General features: G+C 72.8%; 16 protein-coding genes. 11 read left to right on the top strand and 5 right to left on the bottom strand.

The genetic code is table 11. The features are described from left to right. The first annotated feature begins 158 nt into the window (after positions 1 to 158). From wrbA to OG917_RS04565, 8 genes are all read left to right on the top strand, one after another. The gene (gene wrbA / locus OG917_RS04600; protein WP_328316236.1) at positions 159 to 776 is read left to right on the top strand and encodes an NAD(P)H:quinone oxidoreductase; all 618 of its coding nucleotides are present in this window, start codon (positions 159 to 161) and stop codon (positions 774 to 776) included. An 83-nt stretch (positions 777 to 859) separates the two neighbouring features. Beyond that, positions 860 to 1630, top strand: a complete 771-nt coding sequence (locus tag OG917_RS04595; protein ID WP_328316235.1) for a 2,3-dihydro-2,3-dihydroxybenzoate dehydrogenase — start codon at positions 860 to 862, stop codon at positions 1628 to 1630. Positions 1631 to 1664: 34 nt separating this feature from the next. Next, complete coding sequence (locus tag OG917_RS04590; RefSeq protein WP_328316234.1) at positions 1665 to 2288, top strand: isochorismatase family protein; 624 nt, start codon at positions 1665 to 1667, stop codon at positions 2286 to 2288. Beyond that, positions 2285 to 4249 carry an anthranilate synthase family protein gene (locus tag OG917_RS04585; protein ID WP_328316233.1) on the top strand — a complete coding sequence of 655 codons (1965 nt, stop codon included), beginning with the start codon at positions 2285 to 2287 and terminating at the stop codon, positions 4247 to 4249. The genes OG917_RS04590 and OG917_RS04585 overlap by 4 nt, the downstream gene beginning before the upstream one ends. A gap of 166 nt (positions 4250 to 4415) precedes the next feature. Beyond that, a complete protein-coding gene (locus tag OG917_RS04580) occupies positions 4416 to 5990 on the top strand; it encodes a class I adenylate-forming enzyme family protein (RefSeq protein ID WP_328316232.1) in 1575 nt (524 codons plus the stop codon). Further along, on the top strand, positions 5987 to 7585 hold the full coding sequence (locus OG917_RS04575) for an FAD-dependent monooxygenase (protein ID WP_328316231.1): 1599 nt from the start codon (positions 5987 to 5989) through the stop codon (positions 7583 to 7585). The genes OG917_RS04580 and OG917_RS04575 overlap by 4 nt, the downstream gene beginning before the upstream one ends. Positions 7586 to 7751: 166 nt before the next feature. Then, the gene (locus OG917_RS04570) at positions 7752 to 8195 is read left to right on the top strand and encodes an Rrf2 family transcriptional regulator (RefSeq protein WP_328321654.1); all 444 of its coding nucleotides are present in this window, start codon (positions 7752 to 7754) and stop codon (positions 8193 to 8195) included. Between the two features lie 112 nt (positions 8196 to 8307). Further along, positions 8308 to 9504: an MFS transporter gene (locus tag OG917_RS04565; RefSeq protein WP_328316230.1), complete on the top strand. Its 1197-nt coding sequence runs from the start codon at positions 8308 to 8310 to the stop codon at positions 9502 to 9504. A 141-nt stretch (positions 9505 to 9645) separates the two neighbouring features. Here OG917_RS04565 and OG917_RS04560 read toward each other — a convergent pair whose 3' ends face one another. From OG917_RS04560 to OG917_RS04540, 5 genes are all read right to left on the bottom strand, one after another. After that, a complete protein-coding gene (locus tag OG917_RS04560) occupies positions 9646 to 11709 on the bottom strand; it encodes an FAD/NAD(P)-binding protein (RefSeq protein WP_328316229.1) in 2064 nt (687 codons plus the stop codon). 58 nt (positions 11710 to 11767) lie between these two features. Continuing rightward, entirely contained in the window at positions 11768 to 13033 is a 1266-nt protein-coding gene (locus tag OG917_RS04555; protein WP_328316228.1) for an FAD-dependent monooxygenase, read from the bottom strand. Beyond that, positions 13030 to 14604, bottom strand: a complete 1575-nt coding sequence (locus OG917_RS04550) for a class I adenylate-forming enzyme family protein (protein WP_328316227.1) — start codon at positions 14602 to 14604, stop codon at positions 13030 to 13032. Before OG917_RS04550 ends, OG917_RS04555 begins: the two co-directional genes overlap by 4 nt. Before the next feature lie 108 nt (positions 14605 to 14712). Next, the gene (locus tag OG917_RS04545) at positions 14713 to 15255 is read right to left on the bottom strand and encodes an SRPBCC family protein (RefSeq protein ID WP_328316226.1); all 543 of its coding nucleotides are present in this window, start codon (positions 15253 to 15255) and stop codon (positions 14713 to 14715) included. 88 nt (positions 15256 to 15343) lie between these two features. After that, complete coding sequence (locus tag OG917_RS04540; protein WP_328316225.1) at positions 15344 to 15784, bottom strand: GNAT family N-acetyltransferase; 441 nt, start codon at positions 15782 to 15784, stop codon at positions 15344 to 15346. A 159-nt stretch (positions 15785 to 15943) separates the two neighbouring features. Here OG917_RS04540 and OG917_RS04535 point away from each other — a divergent pair, with 159 nt between their 5' ends. The 3 genes from OG917_RS04535 (at position 15944) to OG917_RS04525 (ending at position 21452) form a co-directional block, all read left to right on the top strand. After that, entirely contained in the window at positions 15944 to 16933 is a 990-nt protein-coding gene (locus tag OG917_RS04535) for an NADPH:quinone reductase (RefSeq protein ID WP_328316224.1), read from the top strand. 344 nt (positions 16934 to 17277) lie between these two features. After that, on the top strand, positions 17278 to 18444 hold the full coding sequence (locus tag OG917_RS04530; RefSeq protein WP_328316222.1) for an exonuclease SbcCD subunit D: 1167 nt from the start codon (positions 17278 to 17280) through the stop codon (positions 18442 to 18444). Further along, complete coding sequence (locus OG917_RS04525) at positions 18441 to 21452, top strand: SMC family ATPase (RefSeq protein ID WP_328316221.1); 3012 nt, start codon at positions 18441 to 18443, stop codon at positions 21450 to 21452. Before OG917_RS04530 ends, OG917_RS04525 begins: the two co-directional genes overlap by 4 nt. Positions 21453 to 21513: the final 61 nt, after the last annotated feature.

The following is a 21513-nucleotide window of genomic DNA, read 5'->3' as shown; positions in this document are numbered from 1 at the left end:
CCACCTGACGGATTGCACCGGCGGCCCTTGGCGGGTCTTCCGTGCGCGTCACAGGATCGGGGCATTGCGAAGCGGGCCTGCGCCCAGGCCGGGCGGGCCCCGCCGGTCCTGTGCAACCTCCGAGTGCCCGTCCTGTGCAACCTCCGAGTGGGAGCGCCATGTTGAACGTCGCTGTTGTCTATTACTCGGCAACCGGGAATGTGCACCGGCTGGCCGATGCGGCGGCCGTCTCCGCCAGGAAGGCGGGCGCCGATGTGCGCCTGCGCCGCGTGGCGGAGGTGTTCCCGCCGGCGCAGGTCGCCGCGGACGACGCCTGGGCCGCGCACCTGGCGGCCACCCGTGATGTGCCGCAGGCCGCCCTGGGGGACCTGGAGTGGGCGGACGCGATCCTGTTCGGCACCCCGACGCGCTTCGGCCTCCCCGCCGCGCAGCTCAAGTACTTCCTCGACACCACTGTGGGGCTGTCGCTCCAGGGCAAGCTGGTGAACAAGGTCGTCTCCTCGTTCACCTCGACGGCGGCCGGGCACAGCGGGCAGGAGAGCACCATCCTGGCGCTGAACAACACCTACTACCACTGGGGCGCGCTCATCGTGCCGACGGGCACTGCCGACCCGGTCCTGTCCACGCCGGGCAACGGCAATCCGTACGGCGTCAGCAGCGTCTCCGGTGCCCGGCCGGGCAACGTCAGCGAGGAGAACCTCGCGGCCATGGAGTTCCAGGCCCGGCGGGTCGCCGGGATCGCCGGCGCCCTCAAGCGGGGCTTCCGGGCCGGCTGACGTCCGCGCCGCCCCGGGCCCTGCCCCACGCGTCACGAGTACAGACCGAGTCAGCACGCATGCCAGCACAGGAGGTCCGACGCATGGAGAGAAAGATCGCCCTGGTCACGGGGGCAGCCGGCGGAATCGGTGAAGCCGTCGTCCGGGCACTGGGAGAACGCGGCGTGCGCGTCGCCGCCGTCGACCTGGACGGCGAACGTCTCCGGCGCACGGTGGACGGCATCGTCGCGGACGGGCTGCGGGCCGAGGCGTTCACCTGCGACGTGACGAACAGTCAGGCCGTCGAATCAACTGTCGGGCGGATCGAGTCCGGGCTGGGGCCCGTGGACTATCTCGTCAACGCGGCCGGTGTGCTGCGCCTCGGCGAGGTCCGCAGCCTCACCGACGAGGACTGGACATCGACCTTCGCGGTCAACACGACCGGCGTCTTCCACATGTGCCGCGCGGTGGCCAGGCGGATGCTTCCCCGCTCGCGCGGCGGCATCGTCACCGTCGCCTCCAACGCGGCCGGCACCCCCCGTACGGAGATGGCCGCGTACGCCGCGTCCAAGGCGGCGGCGTCCCTGTTCACCAAGAGCCTCGGACTGGAACTGGCACGGCACGGCATCCGCTGCAACGTGGTCGCCCCCGGCTCCACCGACACCCGGATGCTCACCTCGATGTGGCACGACGAGAGCGGACCGCGGGGCACCGTCGAGGGCCGTCCCGAGGCCTTCCGTGTGGGCATCCCGCTCGGCAGGGTGGCGCGCCCGTCGGACGTCGCCGACGCCGTCGTCTTCCTCCTCTCGGACCAGTCCTCGCACATCACCCTGCACGACCTGACGGTCGACGGGGGTGCCGCGCTCGGTGTCTGACCGTCCCACTGACTCCAACCAGCGGAGAAGGACCTTGCCCGGCATACCCCGTATCGAGCCCTACCCGATGCCGACCTCCACCGAGCTCCCCACCAACGTCGCGCAGTGGACCGCCGACCCCGAGCGGGCCGTGCTGCTCGTCCACGACATGCAGCGCTACTTCCTGCAGCCCCTGCCCGCCACCCTGCGCGACGAGCTGGTCCGCAACGCGGCCACGCTGCGCGACCGGTGTGCCGCGCTCGGCATCCCCGTGGCCTACACGGCGCAGCCCGGCGGGATGTCCGAGGACCAGCGCGGTCTGCTCGCCGACTTCTGGGGGCCCGGCATGCGCACCGACCCCGCCGACCGGGCGGTCGTCGGGCCGCTGGCCCCGGTCCCCGGCGACTGGGTGTTCACCAAGTGGCGCTACAGCGCCTTCTTCCGCTCCGACCTGCTGAAGCAGATGCGCCGGGCCGGCCGCGACCAACTGATCATCTGTGGTGTCTACGCCCACGTGGGCGTGCTCATGAGCGCGGTCGACGCGTTCACCAACGACATCCAGGTGTTCCTGGTCGCGGACGCCGTCGCCGACTTCTCCGAGCAGCAGCACCGCCAGGCCGTCGAGTACGCGGCGAGCCGCTGCGCGATGGCGGTCACGACCAAGGAAGTCCTGCTGTGACCGGAACAGAGGACCGCGCGCCCCTGCGTACGGACGGCCCGGACCTGCTCGGACAGGTACTCGGCCGCACGCCGCCACCGTTCGCGCTGCTGCACCGCCCCGGGTCCACGGGCCCCGGAACGCTTGACGTGCTGATCGGTGCGGTCACGACGCCCGCCACCCTCGCGGACATCCCGCTGCCGGACGCGACCGCACTGCCAGGCGCTCCCCGCCACGAGATGCTGGTCCTCGTCCCCTACCGCCAGATCACCGAGCGCGGCTTCGTCTGCACCGACGACGGTGCCCCGCTGATCGCCATGGCGGTGGCCGGGCAGACGACGGCTCCGCTCAGCGACGTACTGGCCCGGATCCCCGACACCGCCATCGAACTGTCCGGCGGGCACTTCGACATCGACGACGCCGCCTACGCGGAGACCGCGCGCCGGGTGATCGCCGACGAGATCGGCCAGGGCGCGGGGGCCAACTTCGTACTCAAGCGCACCTTCGTGGCCGACATCACCGACTACACGCCGCGCAGCGCGCTCACCCTCTTCCGGCGGTTGCTGGTGGGTGAGACCGGCGCCTACTGGACGTTCATCGTCCACACCGGGTCGCGTACGTTCGTCGGTGCCACACCGGAGTGCCATGTCGGCCTGCGCGACGGGACCGCCGTGATGAACCCCATCAGCGGCACCTACCGCTATCCGCCCTCCGGCCCCACCCTCCCCGGCGTCATGGAGTTCCTCTCCGACCAGAAGGAGGCCGACGAGCTCTACATGGTCGTCGACGAGGAACTGAAGATGATGGCCCGGATCTGCGCGACGGGCGGCCGGGTGACAGGCCCCTACCTCAAGGAGATGGCGCGCCTCGCGCACACCGAGTACTTCATCGAGGGCCGCAGCACCAGCGACCCGCGCGCGATCCTGCGCGAGACGATGTTCGCCCCCACGGTCACCGGGAGCCCGCTGGAGAACGCCTGCCGGGTCATCCGCACGTACGAGCCGCACGGACGGGGCTACTACAGCGGGGTCGTGGCGCTCATCGGGCAGGACGCGGCGGGGGCCCGCTCCCTGGACTCCGCCATCCTCATCCGCACCGCCGACATCGGCCAGGACGGGCGGGTGGGGATCAGCGTCGGCGCGACGCTCGTACGCCACTCCGATCCGGCCTCCGAGGTGGCGGAGACCCGGGCCAAGGCCGCAGGGCTGCTCGCGGCGCTGGAGGCCGACGCGCCGGTCACCCTGGCCTCGCACCCGCAGGTGAGAGCGGCGCTGGAACAGCGCAACGCGACCATCGCCGGTTTCTGGCTGGCCGGTACGGGGACACCCCCGGCCGGCGAGCACCCCCGGGCTACCGGTGCGCCCGGCGGCGGTGGCCCCACGGTGCTCGTCATCGACGCGGAGGACACCTTCACGGCGATGCTCGCCCATCAACTGCGCTCGGTGGGGCTCTCCGTGACGGTACGGCGGTTCGACGAGCCGTACACCTTCGACGGCTGGGACCTCGTCATCATGGGGCCGGGGCCGGGTTCCCCGCACGACAGCGGCCACCCCAAGATCGGACACCTGCGGGGGGCGATACGGACCCTGCTCGCCGGGCGGCGGCCCTTTCTGGCCGTCTGCCTCAGCCACCAGCTCCTCAGCCGCGAGCTCGGCTTCGACGTCGTCCGCCGCGACGTGCCGAACCAGGGAGTGCAGCGCGAGATCGACTTCTTCGGCCGCCGGGAGCGGGTCGGTTTCTACAACACGTTCGCCGCGGTCTCACCCCACGACACGGTGGAGTGCGGTGCGGCGGGAGCCGTGGAGGTGAGCCGCGACGACGCCACGGGGGAGGTGTACGGCCTGCGGGGCCCCCACTTCGCCTCGATGCAGTTCCATGCCGAGTCCCTGCTCACCCAGGACGGCGTACGCATCCTGGAACGGCTCACCGCCGAGGTGCTGAGCCGTTCCGGAACGCCCGCGGCGGAAGTGCTGAGCGCATGACCCGGCGGGCCCGGACCCGCACGGGCCGGTGACACACGCCCCGCCCCGCCGCCGGGTCAGATGACGGACTCCGGGCCGGTTCCTGTACGCGGGTCCGCCCCGGCGGTGTCATCTACTCCGGACCCCAACCCACCTTGCAGCCGCAGCCAAAGCCGAGGACATCCTGATGTTACGGATACCCGCCAGCAACAACGGCCTCTATCTCGGGACGGTGCCGCAGTCCGCCGCCGCGAAGAACGGCGGCACACTGATCACGCTCGACCATGTGATGGAGACCCTTCCCGGCGTCGGCCGCACGCTGACCGTGGCCGAACTCGCCGAGCACGTCGACGACATGGCGGGCCGCCTGTGGGCCGCCGGAGTCCGGCCCAGCGAACATGTCGCGATCCACCTGAGCCCGGGGTTCGACACCTATGTACTCGCCACGGCAGCGGCCCGTATCGGCGCGGTGCCGGTCATGCTGTCGCCGGCGCTGGAGGCCGGATGCGTCACCGCGCTGCTCGGCCGGCTCGACCGGCCGCATCTGCTCACGGACGGAGCCAAACTGGACGGGCCGCTCTCCGCCGTCCCGTCGGCCGGTCTCACCGGCAGCATCATCGTCACCACCGGCTCAAGGCCCGGCACGGTGTCCCTGGCCGGGCTGGCCGGAGCGCCGCGGCAGCGTCCCGTTCTCCTCCACCCCGACCAGCCCGCGCTGATGACCCACACCTCCGGTACCACCGGGCTGCCGAAGCTCGTCGTGCACTCAGCGCGCACCCTGCGCGGCCGGTTCCGCCCCCAGGAACGGCTCGCATCGCTCGTGCGCAGGCGCGAGACCGTGGCCATCCATGTGTCGTACGTGCACTCCCGGATGTACCTGGCGCTCGCGGTGCTCCTGCCGCGCGCCATGCCGCTGGTCATCATGAACGACTCGGACCCCGCAGGTGTCGCGGAACTCTTCGCCGAGACACGGCCCGGGTTCATCGAGACCCACCCGAACTCCTTCATGGAGTGGGAGGAACTCGTCGATCACCCGCGCAAGCCGCTCGCCGGTGTCCGTTACTTCAGCAGCACGTTCGACGCCATCCACCCGAGCACCATGGACCGGCTGCTCCGGGCGTCGGAGCGCCGTGCCCCGCTGTTCTTCCAGATCTACGGGCAGAGCGAGTGCGGGCCGCTGGTGGGCCGCGGCTACACGCGGAAGAACGCGCACAGGGCCGACGGCCGCTGCCTGGGGTTCGCCCTGCCGGGCGTCACGAACTTCCGGCTGGTCTCCCGCAACGGCGCCCGCCCGTCACGGGAGACCCCCGGGTACATCGAGGTGAGCACCGCCGGCCGTGCCCTGACCTACTTCGGCGAGGGGGAGCGCTTCGACCGGCAGGTGTACGGGAGCTGGTGGCGCGGTGGTGATGTCGGGTACCGCTCCCGGCTCGGCTGCCTGCATCTGCTGGACCGTGAGGTCGACGTCATCCCGACCATCCACAGCACCCTGGAGGTCGAGGACACCGTGCTGGCCCGGCTGGAGGAGCTGACGGAGCTCGTCGTGGTCGCGGGCCGGGACCAGGAGCCCGTCCCGGTCGTGTGCACCAGGGACGATCTCCCGCTGGACCCCGGGCGGTGGCAGGCCGCGGTGGCCGGCCTCGCACCGATGGCGGCTCCGGTCCGGATGCCGCTGGCGGAACTGCCCCGTACGGCCACCATGAAGATCAAGCGCGTCGAACTGTCCCAGCGGCTGCGGACGCGGGAAGGCCGGGCATCATGACACAGCAGGCGACCGGGGGCGACGGCCCGGCTCCCCCGGCGGACTTCGACGTGCTGGTGGTCGGCGCAGGGCCGAGCGGGCTGATGGCGGCCATCGAGCTGCTGCGGCGCGGAGTCCGGGTGCGCGTCATCGACCGGGCGCCGCATCCGATGCGGGCCCCCAAGGCCCTCTCGCTGTGGCCACGCGCGCTCGACATCCTGGAGGACGTGGGCCTGCGCGAGGAGATCCGGCGCGGTTCCACGCGGATCGACGCCTTCAGCTACTTCTCCGACCGCCGGCTGCTCGCCTCCTTCGGCTTCCCGGAGGACCTGGCGTCCCGGATCCTCCCGCAGTACGAGACCGAACAGGCCCTCACGGGGCGGCTGGAGGGCCTCGGCGGCAAGGTCGAGCGCGGCGTACGGCTCCTGGCCCTGGACGGCGTCGATCACTCCGGGGACATCGGGACCAGCGACAGCGTCACCGCCGTCCTGGAGCATGCCGGCGGGGAAGTGGAGCGAGCCCGGGCGCCCTTCGTCATCGGCGCCGACGGAGCGGGCAGTTCCGTGCGCGGCCAGCTGGGGGTCGGCTTCGGCGGCAACACGTACGAGATGGCCTTCGCGCTGATCGACACACGCATCGAGGGCAGCCTTCCGCAGGACGAGATCGCCTACTACCAGTCCCCGGCGGGGACGCTCGTGATCGTGCCGATGCCGGACGGCGTCTTCCGATTCCTGTCCGTGATGTCCGGCGGCCAGGAGGTGAGTGTGCCGATGATGCAGGCGATCCTCGACGAACGCGGGCCGCGCGGGGTGCGGATCACGGAACCGGTCTGGCAGACGGTCTTCCGGGTGCACGCCCGGCACGCGGGCGACTTCCGGCGCGGACGCGTCTTCCTCATGGGTGACGCCGCGCATGTGCACAGCCCGGCGGGCGGCCAGGGCATGAACAACGGCCTTCAGGACGCCAACAACCTCGGCTGGAAACTGGCTGCCGTGATCCACGGGCGGGCGCCGCACTCGCTGCTGCTGAGCTACGGTCCCGAACGTTCCGAGGCGACGCGCCGCATCGTCCGTGACACCGATCTCCAGACACGGGCCTGGATGGTCGGCGGCCAGGTGCGGATCCGGGCCCGCGACGCCGCCTTCCGGCTGCTCGACCGGACCGGCGCCGTGTCCCGGCTCTACGCGCCGGTGATGGCGGGCCGGCGGCTCGCGTACACCCCGGCCCGCGACACCCAGTTCCCGGCGCGCAGGCAGGGCTGTCCGCCACGGACCCGTCTCCCCGGCGGTCTGAAGGTGGGCGCGGTCTTCCCCCGGGAACCGGCGGTCTCCCTCGGTCTCGCGGGCCCGGACGTGGACCCGTCGGCCTGGGCCCTCGTCGTCCTCCCGCCCCGGGACGGCTCAGCCTGGCTGACCGAGGCCGGGCATCTGGCCGCCCGGTGGCCGCTGGTGCGGGTGGTGCGTCCGGCGCGGGCAGATGTCGCGGCGCACGGCGGCTGCGGCAGGCCGGGCTACTACCTCGTCCGCCCCGACGGGCATGTCGCGGCCCACGGACACGCGCGCGACCTGAACCGGCTGGAGGCCGAGCTCGGCGCGGCGCTCCTGCCACGCGGTTGACCATCTCCCCCCGGGGAGAGGGCCGTTGGGGTTGCGTCCTTAGATCCTCGACATTTAGTATCCAGGATGTGAGGATGTATCAAGGCGTGGAGTGGGCACCGCACAGCTGCCTGAATCCGGCGTGGGCGGGGCCCGATGACGTGGTCACGGCCGCCCGGCTCGCGGCCTGCCGGCGCCCTGCCTCAACAAGCAGCCTCAGGCACTCGCCCGGGCAGGCATCGTCTCCTCCGTGCCGGGCCCGCGGGGCGGCTTCCGGCGGGCCCGCGGGCCCGAGGACGTCACCCTGACGGGCTTGGCGGCGGCGGCCGAAGGGCCGGATCAGGCCTTCCGCTGCGCCGGGATCCGGCAGCAGGGGCCGGGCGCGGGAACGCCGGACGGCTACCGCGGTCCGTGCGCCGTCTCGCAGGCCATGCGCACGGCCGGGCCCGCCCGGCGGCGCGAGTCGCGGGGCAGACCCTCGCGGAGATCAAGGCCACGGCCGAGTGCACTGCCCGGGTGTACCCGCCCGTGTGCGCCGCTGGTTCGCCGCCGCCCGCGGCTGACCCACGCGGCCCCGCGGTACCGGGCGGGGCGTACGCACCCTGCAATCCTGGACAATTTTTTATCCTGATACCAAGGGGTTGAACCATGACCGATCATCCGGAACTCAGTTGCAGGCGCGTGGTGTTGCGCCGGCGGCCGGCGGGTTCGCGACCGTGCGGGCACGGGACCGGGGGCACGCCGTGACGGCCGTCGAATCTCCCGCGCCCACGGCCGGCACCGGCCGGTCACCGCTGAAGGGCTGGCTCGCGGTCTCCGCTGTCACCCTGGGGATCTTCTCCCTGATGACGTCCGAACTTCTGCCGGTCGGTCTGCTCACACCGGTGGGATCCGAGCTGAACGTCTCGGAGGGGACAGCCGGTCTGATGGTGACGGTGCCCGGCCTGGTGGCCGCGGTGTCGGCGCCACTGATCACCGTGATGGCGGGCCGGGTGGACCGGCGGCTGGTCCTGGCCGTGCTGCTCGGCCTGGTGGGCGCGGCCAACCTGGCCTCCGCCGCCACCCCGAACTTCGCCACCCTGCTCATCGCCCGCTTCCTCATCGGCGTGAGCGTCGGCGGCTTCTGGGCCATCGCGGGCGGTCTCGCCCTGCGGCTGGTGCCCGGGAAACACGTTCCCCGGGCCATGTCGGTGATCTTCGGCGGCGTGTCGACCGCATCGGTCCTCGGCGTGCCCACCGGCACACTGCTGGGCGACATGAGCGGCTGGCGCACCGCGTTCGCCGCGGTCGGGGTGCTCGGCCTCGCGGCGCTGGTCTGTCTGGTGCTCATGGTGCCGCCGCTGCCCGCCACCCGGACGATCACCTTCCCCGAACTGCCCCGGCTGCTCCGGGACAACGCGGCGATCCGCATCGGCGTACTCGCCACCTTCCTGCTCATCACCGGTCACTTCGTCGCGTACACGTTCGTCCGCCCCGTTCTCCAGGACATCTCCGGTTTCGACGGCAACATGACCAGTTCGCTCCTGCTCGTCTACGGAGTGGCGGGCATCGCAGGCAACTTCGTGGCCGGTTCGCGGGCCGCGAAGCACATCCGGGCGACCCTGTTCTCCATCGCGATCGTGCTGACGGCCGCCATGGTGCTGATCCCCGTCCTCGGTACGGGCCGTGCCGGAGGAGCCGTCCTCCTCGTCGTCTGGGGTCTCGGGTACGGGGGAGTCTCGGTGAGCCTGCAGACCTGGATGCTCAAGGCGGCCCCGGAGGCGAACGAGGCCGCCTCGTCCCTCTTCGTCATGATGTTCAACCTGTCGATCGCCCTCGGAGCTCTGATCGGAGGCCTCGTCGTGGACGGTTCGACGTCCGGTGTCCTGTGGCTGGGTGGCACTCTTGTCCTGCTGACAGCGGCAGCGGTGGCGACGTCACGGAAGGCGCAACTCGCCTGACGGCGACCCGCACCCCCATGAACCGCCGCGTTGCGCCGGCCGTCCTCGGCGCGACGTGGCCGGCACACAGCCCCCGTGCGTCACTCCGGTGCGCGGGGGCTGTCCTGTGCCGCGGTCAGGCCACGGGGCCCTGTGCCCCGCTCATACGATCACCCCGACGAGGCCGGCGTCGGTCGCCACGGGGCGTACCGCGGCCGGTACATGGGCGACCGGGGGCAGCGCGAGCACGGCTCGGGCGATCCCGTCCGAGTCGCCCAGCGTGACGGAGTCCACCCCGGGGCGGATCCCGGCCGCGGTCACCCAGTGCACGGACTCCGTGGGGACCCCGTACGCGAACCGGCGCGGGTGGGCGTGGCCCTGCGGGCCGAGGACGTGGTAGGGCCGCGGTGTCACGGCGAGCCCTCCGGTCTCGTAACCGCCCCCCTGGCCACCGGGGATGCGATAGGTGGTGCACTGGCCGGTGTTGAGCAGGTGCCGCAGCAGCGGGTCAGCGGTGCGGCGCAGATCCGGCTCCGGCAGCCGGGCCTCGATCAGCGCCTGGGCGCGTACCGGGGGGCCGGGCACGAGAGCGGAGTCCGCGACGAAGGCGGGGTCGCCCGTGTCGATGCGGATGCGGGTGCCGGGACCTGTGACCTCCAGGACGCCCGCTTCGATGAGGGCGATCATCTCCTCGATGCGGGAGGCCGGCGGTCCGATGGAGAGGTAGGCGTTCAGCGGGGTGTACCAGCCTTCGAGGTCGTCCCGGTGCGAGTCGCCGTCCAGCCCTCCGTGATCGACCGCGAGCCGGACTTCGTTCCTGAGGTCCCGCAGCACGTCGAGCGCGGCCTTGAGCGGGCCGCTGACATTGCCCGCGCGTGCCTGCCGCACGTCGTGTGCCAGGTGCTCCAGCAGCCATGTCCGGAACCCGTCGCGATCGGCGAAGACCCGGTCCCCGTACGGCTGGGTGAGCCGTTCCCAGCTCCACCTGTCGGCGGGGCCGATACCCCAGGCGTCCAGCAGGGCCGACGGGTCTCCTCCCGGCGGAAGGGTCAGGTACTGCCCGACGAAGGACTCGCGGTCCGCGCCGCGTCCGCGGGCTTCGAGCAGGGCGCCGTAGTAGACGCTCTCCACCTCCCGCGAGATGACCGGCCAGAGCTCCGCGGTGAACCGGACGCCTGCGTCCGATGGCCGGCTGCGGAGCTCGCCGATCAGGGCAGGGGTCAGCAGCCGGGGGAAGTACCGTCCGTGAGCGCCCTTCTCGTTCTCCCCGCGCGCCTGGTACGGCACACCGCGGCGCGAACTCGCGCAGAGCAGCGGCTCCTGTCCCGAAGGCCGGTAGACCAGCCGCTCGTCCTCCCGGACGAACGTGCCTCCCCGCCCGGCGGTGAACAGCGCCATGTGATCGAAGAAGTTGAGCCCCAGACCTCGGAGCAGCACCGGGCGGCCCGGTTCGATCCCGCTGAGGTCGAGGTCCGCCGGGTTGGCGGGGGTGATGTACGTGAGGTGGTGGATACGGGCGAGACTCGCCGTCCGCTCCTCGTGCGGGGTGAGGCGGGCCGCGACGTGACCGAGCGCGAGGACGATGGCGTCCAGGTGGTCGAGGCGCGTACCGTCCTCCAGCCGGACGCCCTGCGGCCCACCGGGCACCCCGTGCGTATCGGCCATGGCGACCGCGCGCGAACGGTGCACACGAACCGTCACATGGGCCGGCGCGTGGGCGACCATGTGGCGGAAGCGATCGGCCAGATAACTGCCGTAGAAGGCGCGGGTGGGATAGGTGTCCGGCCCCAGTGCCCTGGCCTCGGCGAGGGCCGCCGCGCCGACGCCACCCGGGCCGCCGCCATCGCCCCGGCCACCGCCGTGCGTGTCGCCCGCGCCGCCCGCCCGGAAGCCGCCGTCCGCCCTGGAGCCCGCACCCGCCGGGGCCGCCCGGACCAGGTCCCGGGCCCACTCGTGGAGGCTCGGGCCCGGTTCGACCGGCCCGTCGATCCGTGAACTGTCGTCGGTGTAGACCGTGATCTGCGACGCCACCGTGTTCATCAGCAGGTGGCGGGATTGTCCGGTGCGCCATACGGCGCCGGCGCCAGGGGCGGCCGGGTCGACGACGTGCACCGTCACCGACGGGTGCGAGGGCGACCTCCGCTCGTTGGCACACAGCCGCTCCAGCACGGACAGTCCGCGGGGGCCGGCCCCGACGATGCAGACCTCGATACGGCTGCTGCTCACAGTGGGCTCTCCGATCTCACAGGGACGGGGGTGATCAGGGGGGCGGGCCGCGGTGCGGTCATGCTTCCGCCTGCCGGGCGGTGCGTGCGGCCGGATCCCGGCCTTGCGGCACGTCCGCCGAATCGAAGGTCCTGGCGCCGTGCATCCAGGCCACCTGGTCGTGCAGCTCGGCCTCCGACAGGGCGGACAGCATCGTGTTCCTCGCCCGGGCCGCCGGGCCCGCCGGGTGCCACAACCGCGTACTCCGGCGGGCGAGAAGCTGGATCTGCGCCGTCCGCTCGCGCCGTTCCGCGTTGTACGTCCGCAACCGCGCGGGAAGATCGCCGCCGGGAGCGCCGAGCAGGCTCCCGAGCAGCACGGCGTCCTCCAGCGCCTGGCAGGCGCCCTGCGCCGCGTAGTGCAGCATCGGATGGGCGGCGTCCCCCAGCAGGGCCACCCGCCCGTCCGTCCAGTCGCGCACCGGTTCGCGGTCCACGAGCACCCAGGACCGCCACTCCTCGCCCAGGTCGAGGAGCCGGTGAGGCACTTCGCCCAGGTCCGTGAACTCCCGCCGGACGCGCTCCCGCGTCACGGGCACCCCCGCGAACGCCTCCGCCGCTCCGTCGTCCCGGCTCGCGGCAAGGTTCAGGTATTTCCCGCCGGCGATGGGATAGTGCACGAAGTGGCAGCCTGGCCCGGCCCACCAGGTCACGGTGGGGGAGCGGAGCTCATCGGGCACACGGCTCATCTCGATGACGGCCCGGTAGACGGTGAGTCCGGACACCACCGGCGGCCCGTCGCCGACCAGTTGCCCGCGCAGCGCCGAGTGGATGCCGTCGGCGCCGATCACCCCGTCCCCGCTGACCCTCCGGCCGTCGTCGAGGACGACCGTGACGCTCGCCGCGTCCTGTTCGTACCCCACGACACCACTGCCGCCGCGCAGTTCGACCGCGCCGTGGCGGCGGCAGGCGTCCAGCAGCAGGCCGTGCAGTTCGGCCCGGTGCACGACGACGTACGGGTTGCCGAAGCGGCGCCGGTAGCGGGAGGTGAGGGGCATGCTCGCCACGTGTTCGCCGCTCACCCCGTCCATGAACCGCAGCGCTTCCATCCGTACGGCGGTCTCCCGGACCGCGTCGCCAAGACCCGGGCCGAGCCGGTCGAGCGCGTGCAGACCGTTCGGAGCCAGCTGGATTCCCGCGCCGATCTCGGCGAAACGGCCGGCCCGTTCCAGGACGAGCACCTGATGTCCCTGCCCGGCCACGGCGAGTGCGGCGGCCAGTCCGCCGATGCCGCCGCCGACGACGACGACCGTCTTCGCCGACCCGCTCCCTCCGTTCTCCCTCACCGGCGCAGGCCTTCCGCCGAGAGGAGCCGCGCGAGCTCCAGTCTCTTGATCTTGGTCGTGGCCGTCTGCGGCAGATCACCCAGACGCTGCTGCACCGGTGGGGCCATCGGCGGCAGTCCGGCCGCCGCGGCCTCCCAGGCCGCCGCGTCCAGCGGTCTGTCGTCCTTGGTGCACACGACGGGCACAGCCGTGCCGTCCGCGCCGCGCACGATGACGACCTCGTTCAGCTCCGCCAGTCTGCCCAGCAGGGTGTCCTCGGCGGCCAGAGTGCTGCCGAACCCCTCGATCAGATCCACCTCACGGTCGAGGAGGTGGACGCATCCCCACTTCGTGCGGTAGCCGACATCGCCCATCCGCCACCATCCGCCGTCGGAGAGCTGCTGCTCATAGCGGTCGTGCTCGCCGAGGTAGGTCACGATGCGGCCCTCGCTGCGCACCTCGATGTACCCCGGGCTCGACTCGGACGGCGCCCTGCCGTCACGGCTGACGACGCGGACCTCCGTCATGCCGGGAAACGGCATTCCGACGCAGCGTCCGTCCGCATCCGGGCCCCGCCGCCGGGTGAACGCACGCACCACGGCCGGGCCCACCTCGCTCTGTCCGTAGAGCTGGCCGAAGACCGGGGCGGTACGCCGGGTGGCCCGCAGCAGCCGGTGCACGGTCCGCGGGTGAATGGCGTCGAAGGTACTGCTGAAGAGTTTGACGTTCGCCAGCGGTCCCCTCGGATCGTCCGCCAGCTGCTCCCACTCCATGAAGGAGTTGGGGTGCGCCTCCAGGACGCCGGGGCGCAGGCGGGCGAAGAGATCACCGACCCGCCCCGCGTCGGAATCGGCGAGGACGACGATCGGGAACCCGCGCAGCAACGAGATGGCGAGCGCGGTGAACAGCCTGGAGTGCACGAACGACACATGCAGCGCAATGGTCTCGCGCCGCACCAGGATGGGGGCGACCGCCAGCAACTGGGGCCGGTAGCGCGCCTGGAGGCTGTGACCGGTGTGGACGGCGAGCTTCGGTGTCCCGGTGGTCCCCGAGGTGTGCGTGATGAGCGCCGGACGCCCGGGAGGCAGCGTCACCGGAGCGACACGGCCGGCCCCCGCCAGCGAGGCCAGGGAGGTGGCGCCTTCGTGGTCCCCGCTGGTGAGCAGTACGCGTTCGGCCAGCTCGAAGACGGTGTCGGGCAGCTCGTTCCCGAGCTTCTCCGCGTCGGTGACCAGGAAGGGCCTGCCCACCCGCCGGATCAGTTCGGCGACCGTGGCGCCGTCCAGCGACGGGGAGAGCAGCACGGGCACGGCGCCGATACGCGCCACCGCGCAGGCGAGGAGGACGATGTCGAACCCGTCGGACTTGTGGATGACCACTTTCTGACCGGGCCGCACCCGCGCGGCCCACAGCCGGGAGGCGAAGTCGTCGACGATGTCCGCCACTTCGGCGACGGTCGTCCGCATCCCCGCCGAGGGGGCGATGCCGAGTTCGTGGTCGAGTATCAGAACATTCGCCGGGTGCCGGGCCGCCGCCCGCTCGAAAAGCGTTCCCAGCCGGAATCCGTGATTTCCTGTGCGCTGTAGAAGCATGCCGCCAAAGCTCTCGTCGGTGGACGGAAGAATCCGGCCGTCGCATGGATACCGCTGCTTCGGCCGGAGAGTTGAGGAGATGAGTCGATGAGGTGAACGCGGAGCTTTTCAGCCCTTGTCGACGACGGCCTTGACGCGCTGGAGCGTTGCCGCCAGATCGCCTTCCACCTTGGCGCCCCATTCGATGAAGAACCGGCGCCTCTCCTGCTCGTCCATTCCGGCGACAATGCCGCGAATTCCCTCGGTCGCCTTGTCCATACGGAAATGGTGGGTGAGGGTGCAACCGCCTTCGGTGGGTTCGATGTCGAAGCCCCAGACGCTCTGCTGCCTGCGCCCCGCGGTGTCGCGCATGGCCCAGCGGAAGGTCAGGCCGGGCTCCGCCGCGACGACCTCCGAATGAGTGGTCCACTTTCCCCGTACGACCGGCGCCCAGGAGACGACGCTCTCCTCGCGCAGGTTCTCACCGCGGAACACCGCGCCGACCGATGACGGCGCCCCGGAGGCCCATTCGCCGCCCAGGCATTCCGGGCTCCATTCGCCGCTGCGCGGCAGATCACTGACGATCGCGTACACATCGTCCGGCGCCGCGGAAACATCCACACGGGCGCGGAGTTCGAAGAGCGGGGATTCATCACTGATGCTTCGGTCCATGCCCGGAAGCTTGCAGATGCCCCGTGCCGCGGGTCAAAGGCCGGGGCGCGGGTCCGTCAAGTCGTCGCGCAGGCCCGGTTCCGGGCGCTCATTCCGGGATGATGTCCCGGGCGAAGTGATGGGCGGCGATCACCATCCGGTGGGCGTGGTAGAAGCGGTGCGCCCCGTGATTGGCCACCCCCGAGTCGAGCTCGATGCGGGTGCACCCGGTGCGCCGGGCCCGCGCCTCCAGCTCCTCCATCAGCCGGCTCCCGACGCCGCCCGACCGCACCCGGGAATCGGTGACCAGGTCATCGACGAAGAGCAGCCGGCCGCGGCTCGTCGCCAGCGTCCGGTGCGTCGCCACACCCACGCACCGCCCCTCCGGGTCGTAGGCGGCGGTGAAGACGAGCCCCTGCCGGTGTGCCTCCCCGGCGAAGGCCGTGAACGCCGCTTCGGTGAGGCCGGGCCGCAGCATCCGCAGGAGCGGGCCTATGTCGGTGCGCAGGGCGGCCTGTCCGGGCACGACGTCAGCTGTTGTCAGTTCCACACCGGGAGCCTAAGGGTGTCCGGGTGAGCGCCGGGGCCGTTCAGCCGGCCGGCCCGCGGGCGGGCCGCGTGGCCCGGAATGCGTTGCGGAGGGGCCGAGTTGACGGACATCGGCTGCGGTCCACGGCGGTCCGTGCCCGCCGTGCCAGGATCCGTGGCCATGCACGCCGCCTACATAGAAGAGCTCGGTACGCCGGACGTCATCCGCTACGGCGAGCTGCCGCCGCCCCTGCCGGGCCCGACCGACGTCCTCATCGATGTGCTCGCCACCACGGTCAACCCCGTGGACACTTTCGTCCGCTCGGGAGCCTTCCGTACCCCCGTCGCCTTCCCGTTCGTGATCGGCCGGGATCTGGTCGGCCGGGTCTCCGCCCTGTCCGTGAGCGGTTGCGGAGCACCGGGCTTCGCCGCGGGCGACCTGGTGTGGAGCAACAGCCTCGGCCACGGGGGCCGGCAGGGGGCCGCCGCCGAGCAGGCCGTCGTGGCGGCCGACCGGCTCTACCACCTGCCCGCGGACGCCGACCCGTACGAGGCGGTGGCCGTGGTCCACCCCGCCGCGACGGCCTATCTCGCCCTGTTCACCCACGGCAGGATGCGCGCCGGTGAGACGGTCCTCGTCGCCGGCGCCGCGGGGAACGTCGGGAGCGCGCTGGTGGTCATGGCCGTCCGGGCGGGCGCCCGGGTCGTCGCCACCGCCGGCGCGCGGGACGCCGCGTACTGCCGCTCGCTCGGCGCGTCGGAGGTCCTGGACTACCGGGACCCCGGCCTCTTCGAGCACATCCGGGCCGTCACGCCGCGGGGCGTGGACGTATACCTCGACACCGCGGGTGAGAACGACCTGACGCACGCGGTGGGCCTGATGGCGCGCCGCGGCAGGATCGTGCTGCTCGCGGGGGCCCGGTCGCGGCCGGTGCTGCCGGCGGGCCCGCTCTACATGAAGGACTGCTCGGTCGTCGGATTCGTCATCTCCCACGCCACCGCGGCGGAGCTGGCCGAGGCCGCCGTCACGGTCAACAGCTTCCTCGGCGGCGCCCGCCTGCGCCCCCGCGCCGCCGAGACGCTTCCGCTGAGCTCCGCAGCGGAGACCCACCGCCGGATGGAAGCCGGCCGGCTCCACGGCAGAAGGGTCGTTCTCCGCCCGGACCACTGACCCGCACCCGCGGTCCTTCTGGGGTGCAGGGCCGCCGTGCACCGGTTGGGGCGCAGGGCCGCCGTGCACCGGTGGTCCGCGCCGGCGCCGGCGGCATTCGCGCGGCCCGGAGCACGGCTGCCGCACGCCTCGCCGGGGGTTGCCGAGTGGCCGGGGCACTGCCCGTCCGGAGCGCTTACCCCCGTGCGGGCGCATCGCCCCGGATGCCGGTGGCAGACTGAGGTCCGTGAGGGGCTGGGTGCCGGAGGGGCCCGGCGTGGTCGGTGATACCGGCGGGGCCCGGCGTCGTACCGGCGCAGGTTCCCGGGTGGAGTGAGGGAAAGAATGCAGGTCGGAGCGGCGCTGTGAGGCTTCTGCACACATCGGACTGGCACCTGGGCCGGTCCTTCCACCGCGTCGGGCTCCTCGACGCCCAGGCCGCGTACCTCGACCATCTGGTGGCGACGGTGCGGGAGCGCGAGGTGGACGCGGTCCTGGTCGCCGGGGACGTCTACGACAGGGCGGTGCCTCCGCTCGCCGCGGTGGAGCTCTTCGACCGGGCCCTGCACCGGCTCGCCGACGCGGGCGTCGCGACGGTGATGATCTCGGGGAACCACGACTCGGCCCGCAGGCTCGGCGTGGGCGCCGGCCTCATCCGGCTGGCGGGGATCCATCTGCGGACCGATCCGGCCGGCTGCGCCACCCCGGTGATCCTCTCCGACCGGCACGGCGATGTGGCGCTCTACGGGCTGCCCTACCTGGAACCAGCCCTGGTGCGTGATGAGTTGAAGGCGGCAAGGACGGGACACGAGGCCGTGCTGACCGCCGCCATGGACCGGGTGCGCGCCGACCTCGCGGGGCGGACCCCCGGCACCCGTTCCGTGGTCCTGGCCCATGCCTTCGTCGCCGGCGGAGAGCCCAGCGACAGCGAGCGGGACATCACCGTCGGCGGGGTGTCCGCCGTACCTGCCGGAGTCTTCTCCGGTGTCGACTACGTGGCCCTCGGCCATCTGCACGGCAGCCAGCGGCTCACCGAGCGCGTGCGCTACTCGGGCTCCCCCCTCGCCTACTCCTTCTCGGAGGCCTCCCACCGCAAGACGATGTGGCTGGTCGATCTGGGTCCCGGCGGGGAGATCACCGCCGAACGGACCGACTGCCCCGTCCCCCGGCGGCTCGCCCGGATCCGGGGCCGCCTCGACGCACTGCTCGACGACCCGGCGCTGGACCGGCACGAGGAGTCCTGGGTCGAGGTCACACTCACCGACCCGGTGCGGCCGGCCGAGCCGATGGCCAGGCTGAGCGCGCGCTTCCCGCACACGCTCAGCCTGGTCTTCGAACCGGACCGGAGCACCGGCGACGCGCCCGCCTCGTACGCCCGGCGTCTGGAAGGGCGCACCGACCAGCAGATCGCCGAGGACTTCGTGGCCCATGTACGGGGCGGCGCCGGACCCGACGCAGCGGAGCGCGGCGTACTCTCCTGCGCCATCGACGACGTCCGGGTGGACGAAGGGGCGAACGAGGTGGCGCGATGAGGCTGCACACCCTGCGTATCACCGCCTTCGGCCCCTTCGCCGCCCGCCAGGAGGTCGACTTCGACGCCCTCTCCGCCGGCGGGCTCTTCCTCCTCCACGGGCCGACCGGAGCCGGCAAGACCTCGGTGCTCGACGCCGTGTGCTACGCGCTCTACGGAGCGGTGCCCGGTGCGCGGCAGAGCCCCGGGGCCGCCCTGCGCAGCGATCACGCCCCGGCCGGCGATCCCACCGAGATCTCCCTGGAGCTGTCCGTCGGCGACCGGCGCCTGGAGGTCACCCGGCTGCCCGCGCAGCCCCGCCCCAAGAAGCGCGGTGACGGGTTCGTCACCGAGAAGGCGCAGAGCAGACTGCGCGAGTACGACCGGCAGAGCGGCACCTGGAAGTCGCTGAGCAAGTCCCATCAGGAGATCGGTGAGGAGATCACCCAGCTCCTCGGCATGAGCCGGGAGCAGTTCTGCCAGGTGGTGCTGTTGCCGCAGGGCGACTTCGCCCGTTTCCTGCGCGCGGACGCGGAGGCGCGCGGAAAGCTGCTCGGGCGGCTCTTCGACACCCGGCGCTTCGCCGCGGTCGAGGAGCGTCTCGCCGTGCTCCGCCGCGCGGCCGAGACCCAGGTGCTGGCCGGCGACGAGCGGCTGCTGACCCTCGCGCACCGGATCGCGGAGGCCGCGGGCCCGGCTGCCGACGAGTGGCCGCTGCCCGTCGACCGGCCCGGCGAACCGGGGCTGGCCGAGGCCGTCCTGGCGTGGGCGGCGGTGGCACGCAGCGGAGTCCGCGAGCGGCTCGGTATCGCACAGGTGTCGCGGTCCGCGGCGGAGAGCAGGCAGGCCGCGGCGCGGACCGCACTGGAGGACCAGCGCGAACTGGCCCGGCTCCAGGACCGGTTCGAGCAGACGCGCCGCCGCGCCGGGGAGCTCGAAGCCCGCCGGGGCGAGCGTGCGGAGGTACGTGCCAGGCTGGACCTGGCACGGAGGGCGGAGCGGATCGCCGACGCGCTGGCCCAGCGCGACGAAGCCGTGCGGGAGCACCGCGGGGCCGTCGGCGCCAGGCAGCGCACCCAGCAGGATCTCCCCGCCGAACTGGCCGACGCCGGAGCCGGCCGGCTGGCCGCCCTGGAGCGCCGTCTCAGCCAGGAGCTCGGCGCGCTGGACGCGGCGCGGCGGGCCGAGCGGCGCAGCGCGGAGATCACCGCCGAGCGCGCGGAGCTGGACCGCCAGGCACACGCCGACAACGAGCTGATCCGTGAGGCCGGTGACTGGCTGGCCGGCTGGGACGCCGTGCTCCGCCGCTGCCAGGACCGTATCGACGCCGCCCAGGACGCCGCGACCCGCGCCGAGCAGCTGGCCGGGCAGCTCGAACCTGCCCGCCGGAGTCTGGCCGCGGCCCGCGACCGCGACCGGCTCATGGCGGACGCCACGGCCGCGGAGAGCCGGCTGGGCGCGGCGCGCGAGCGGACCAACACGGCGCACGAGGCCTGGCTCGACCTGCGGGAGCGCCGTCTGCGCGGTGTCGCGGCCGAGCTGGCTGCCGGGCTGCGGGACGGTGAGCCGTGCGCGGTGTGCGGCGCGGCCGAGCACCCGGCGCCCGCCAGGACCGGGGCGGGCCACGTGGACCGGGCAGCGGAGGAAGCGGCGTACGGGACGTACACCCGCGCCGACCGGGAACGAGCCGAGGCGGAGGGCGCGCTCGCCGGCGTCCGCGAGGCGGTCGCGGAGGCACGTGCGGGCGCGGGCACCGCGTCCACCGGTGAACTCGCCTGCCTGGTCGAGCAGGTGCAGCGCGACCACGCCGGGGCGCACCGCACGGCAGCCGGGATGCACGCCGCCCGTGAGGAGCGCGACCGGGCCGGGCGCGAACACACCGAGCGGACCGCGGCGCAGCAGCAGGCGGAACGCCGCTCCGCCGCCCGCACCTCCCGGCTGGAGGCGCTGGAGCGGGAGCAGTCGGCGATCGAGGAGGAACTGGTGCGGGCCCGCGGCGGTGCGTCCTGCGTCGCCGAGCACGCGGCACGGCTCGACGAGCGGATGCGGCTCCTCGACCGGGCGGCCGACGCTGTCCGGGCGGTCGACACCACCGCCCAGCGGCTCAAGGAGGCCGACGGCCGGCTCGCCGACGCCGCCTTCCGGGCCGGATTCGACACCCCGCAGGCCGCCGCGGCCGAACTGACGGGGGAGAGCGAACAGCGCCTTCTGCAGCACCGTCTGGACGCCTGGCAGGCCGAGGAGGCCGCTCTCGCCGAGCGCCTCGCCGAGGAGGACGCGGCCGGCGCCGCCGCCCGGCCTGCGGCCGACCCCGACGGGGCGCTGGGGGAGTTCGACGCCGCGGAGCGGGCCTTTCTGCAGGCCTCGTCGGTCCTGGACGCGGCAGCCGGGCGCTGCACCACGCTCGGGCGCCTCTCGCAGCAGGCAGCAGGCGAGCTGACCGGCCTCGGTCCGCTGCGTGCCGAGTACGACAGGGTGGCCCGCCTCGCCACGCTCACCGCCGGGACGTCGGCCGACAACGAACGGAAGATGCGCCTGGAGTCCTACGTCCTGGCCGCCCGTCTCGAACAGGTCGCCGCCGCGGCCACCGTACGGCTGCAGACCATGTCGTCCGGCCGCTACACCCTGGTCCACTCCGACGCCCGGGCCGGCGGCCGGGGCCGCTCAGGGCTCGGGCTGCATGTCCTGGACTCCTGGACGGGGCGGGAGCGCGACACCGCGACCCTGTCCGGCGGCGAGACGTTCTTCGCCTCGCTCGCCCTCGCGCTGGGCCTGGCCGACGTGGTCACCGACGAAGCGGGCGGCGTACGGCTGGACACCCTCTTCATCGACGAGGGCTTCGGTAGCCTCGACGAACAGACCCTGGACGACGTGCTCGACGTCCTGGACTCGCTGCGCGAGAGGGACCGCAGCGTCGGCATCGTCAGCCATGTCGGCGACCTGCGCCGCCGGATCCCGGCCCAGCTGGAGATCGTCAAGGAACAGAGCGGCTCGGCCGTCCGCCACCACGCCGCGGGAGCCGCCCGCTGAGCCGGGGGCAGGACGGCACGGGGCTTCCCGTACGGGACGGGGCACAGCCAGAGAAAGCGCG

This window comes from Streptomyces sp. NBC_00388 (assembly GCF_036061255.1).
Classification (GTDB): Bacteria; Actinomycetota; Actinomycetes; order Streptomycetales; family Streptomycetaceae; genus Streptomyces.
The sequence above is the reverse complement of the archived record's forward strand: the minus strand, read 5'-3'. Positions and strand labels throughout refer to the sequence as shown.

Coding starts and splice junctions, on each gene's coding strand:
- wrbA (WP_328316236.1), top strand. CDS start 159: ATGTTGAACGTCGCTGTTGTCTATTACTCGGCAACCGGGAATGTGCAC.
- OG917_RS04595 (WP_328316235.1), top strand. CDS start 860: ATGGAGAGAAAGATCGCCCTGGTCACGGGGGCAGCCGGCGGAATCGGT.
- OG917_RS04580 (WP_328316232.1), top strand. CDS start 4,416: ATGTTACGGATACCCGCCAGCAACAACGGCCTCTATCTCGGGACGGTG.
- OG917_RS04575 (WP_328316231.1), top strand. CDS start 5,987: ATGACACAGCAGGCGACCGGGGGCGACGGCCCGGCTCCCCCGGCGGAC.
- OG917_RS04550 (WP_328316227.1), bottom strand. CDS start 14,604: ATGCTTCTACAGCGCACAGGAAATCACGGATTCCGGCTGGGAACGCTT.
- OG917_RS04545 (WP_328316226.1), bottom strand. CDS start 15,255: ATGGACCGAAGCATCAGTGATGAATCCCCGCTCTTCGAACTCCGCGCC.
- OG917_RS04535 (WP_328316224.1), top strand. CDS start 15,944: ATGCACGCCGCCTACATAGAAGAGCTCGGTACGCCGGACGTCATCCGC.
- OG917_RS04525 (WP_328316221.1), top strand. CDS start 18,441: ATGAGGCTGCACACCCTGCGTATCACCGCCTTCGGCCCCTTCGCCGCC.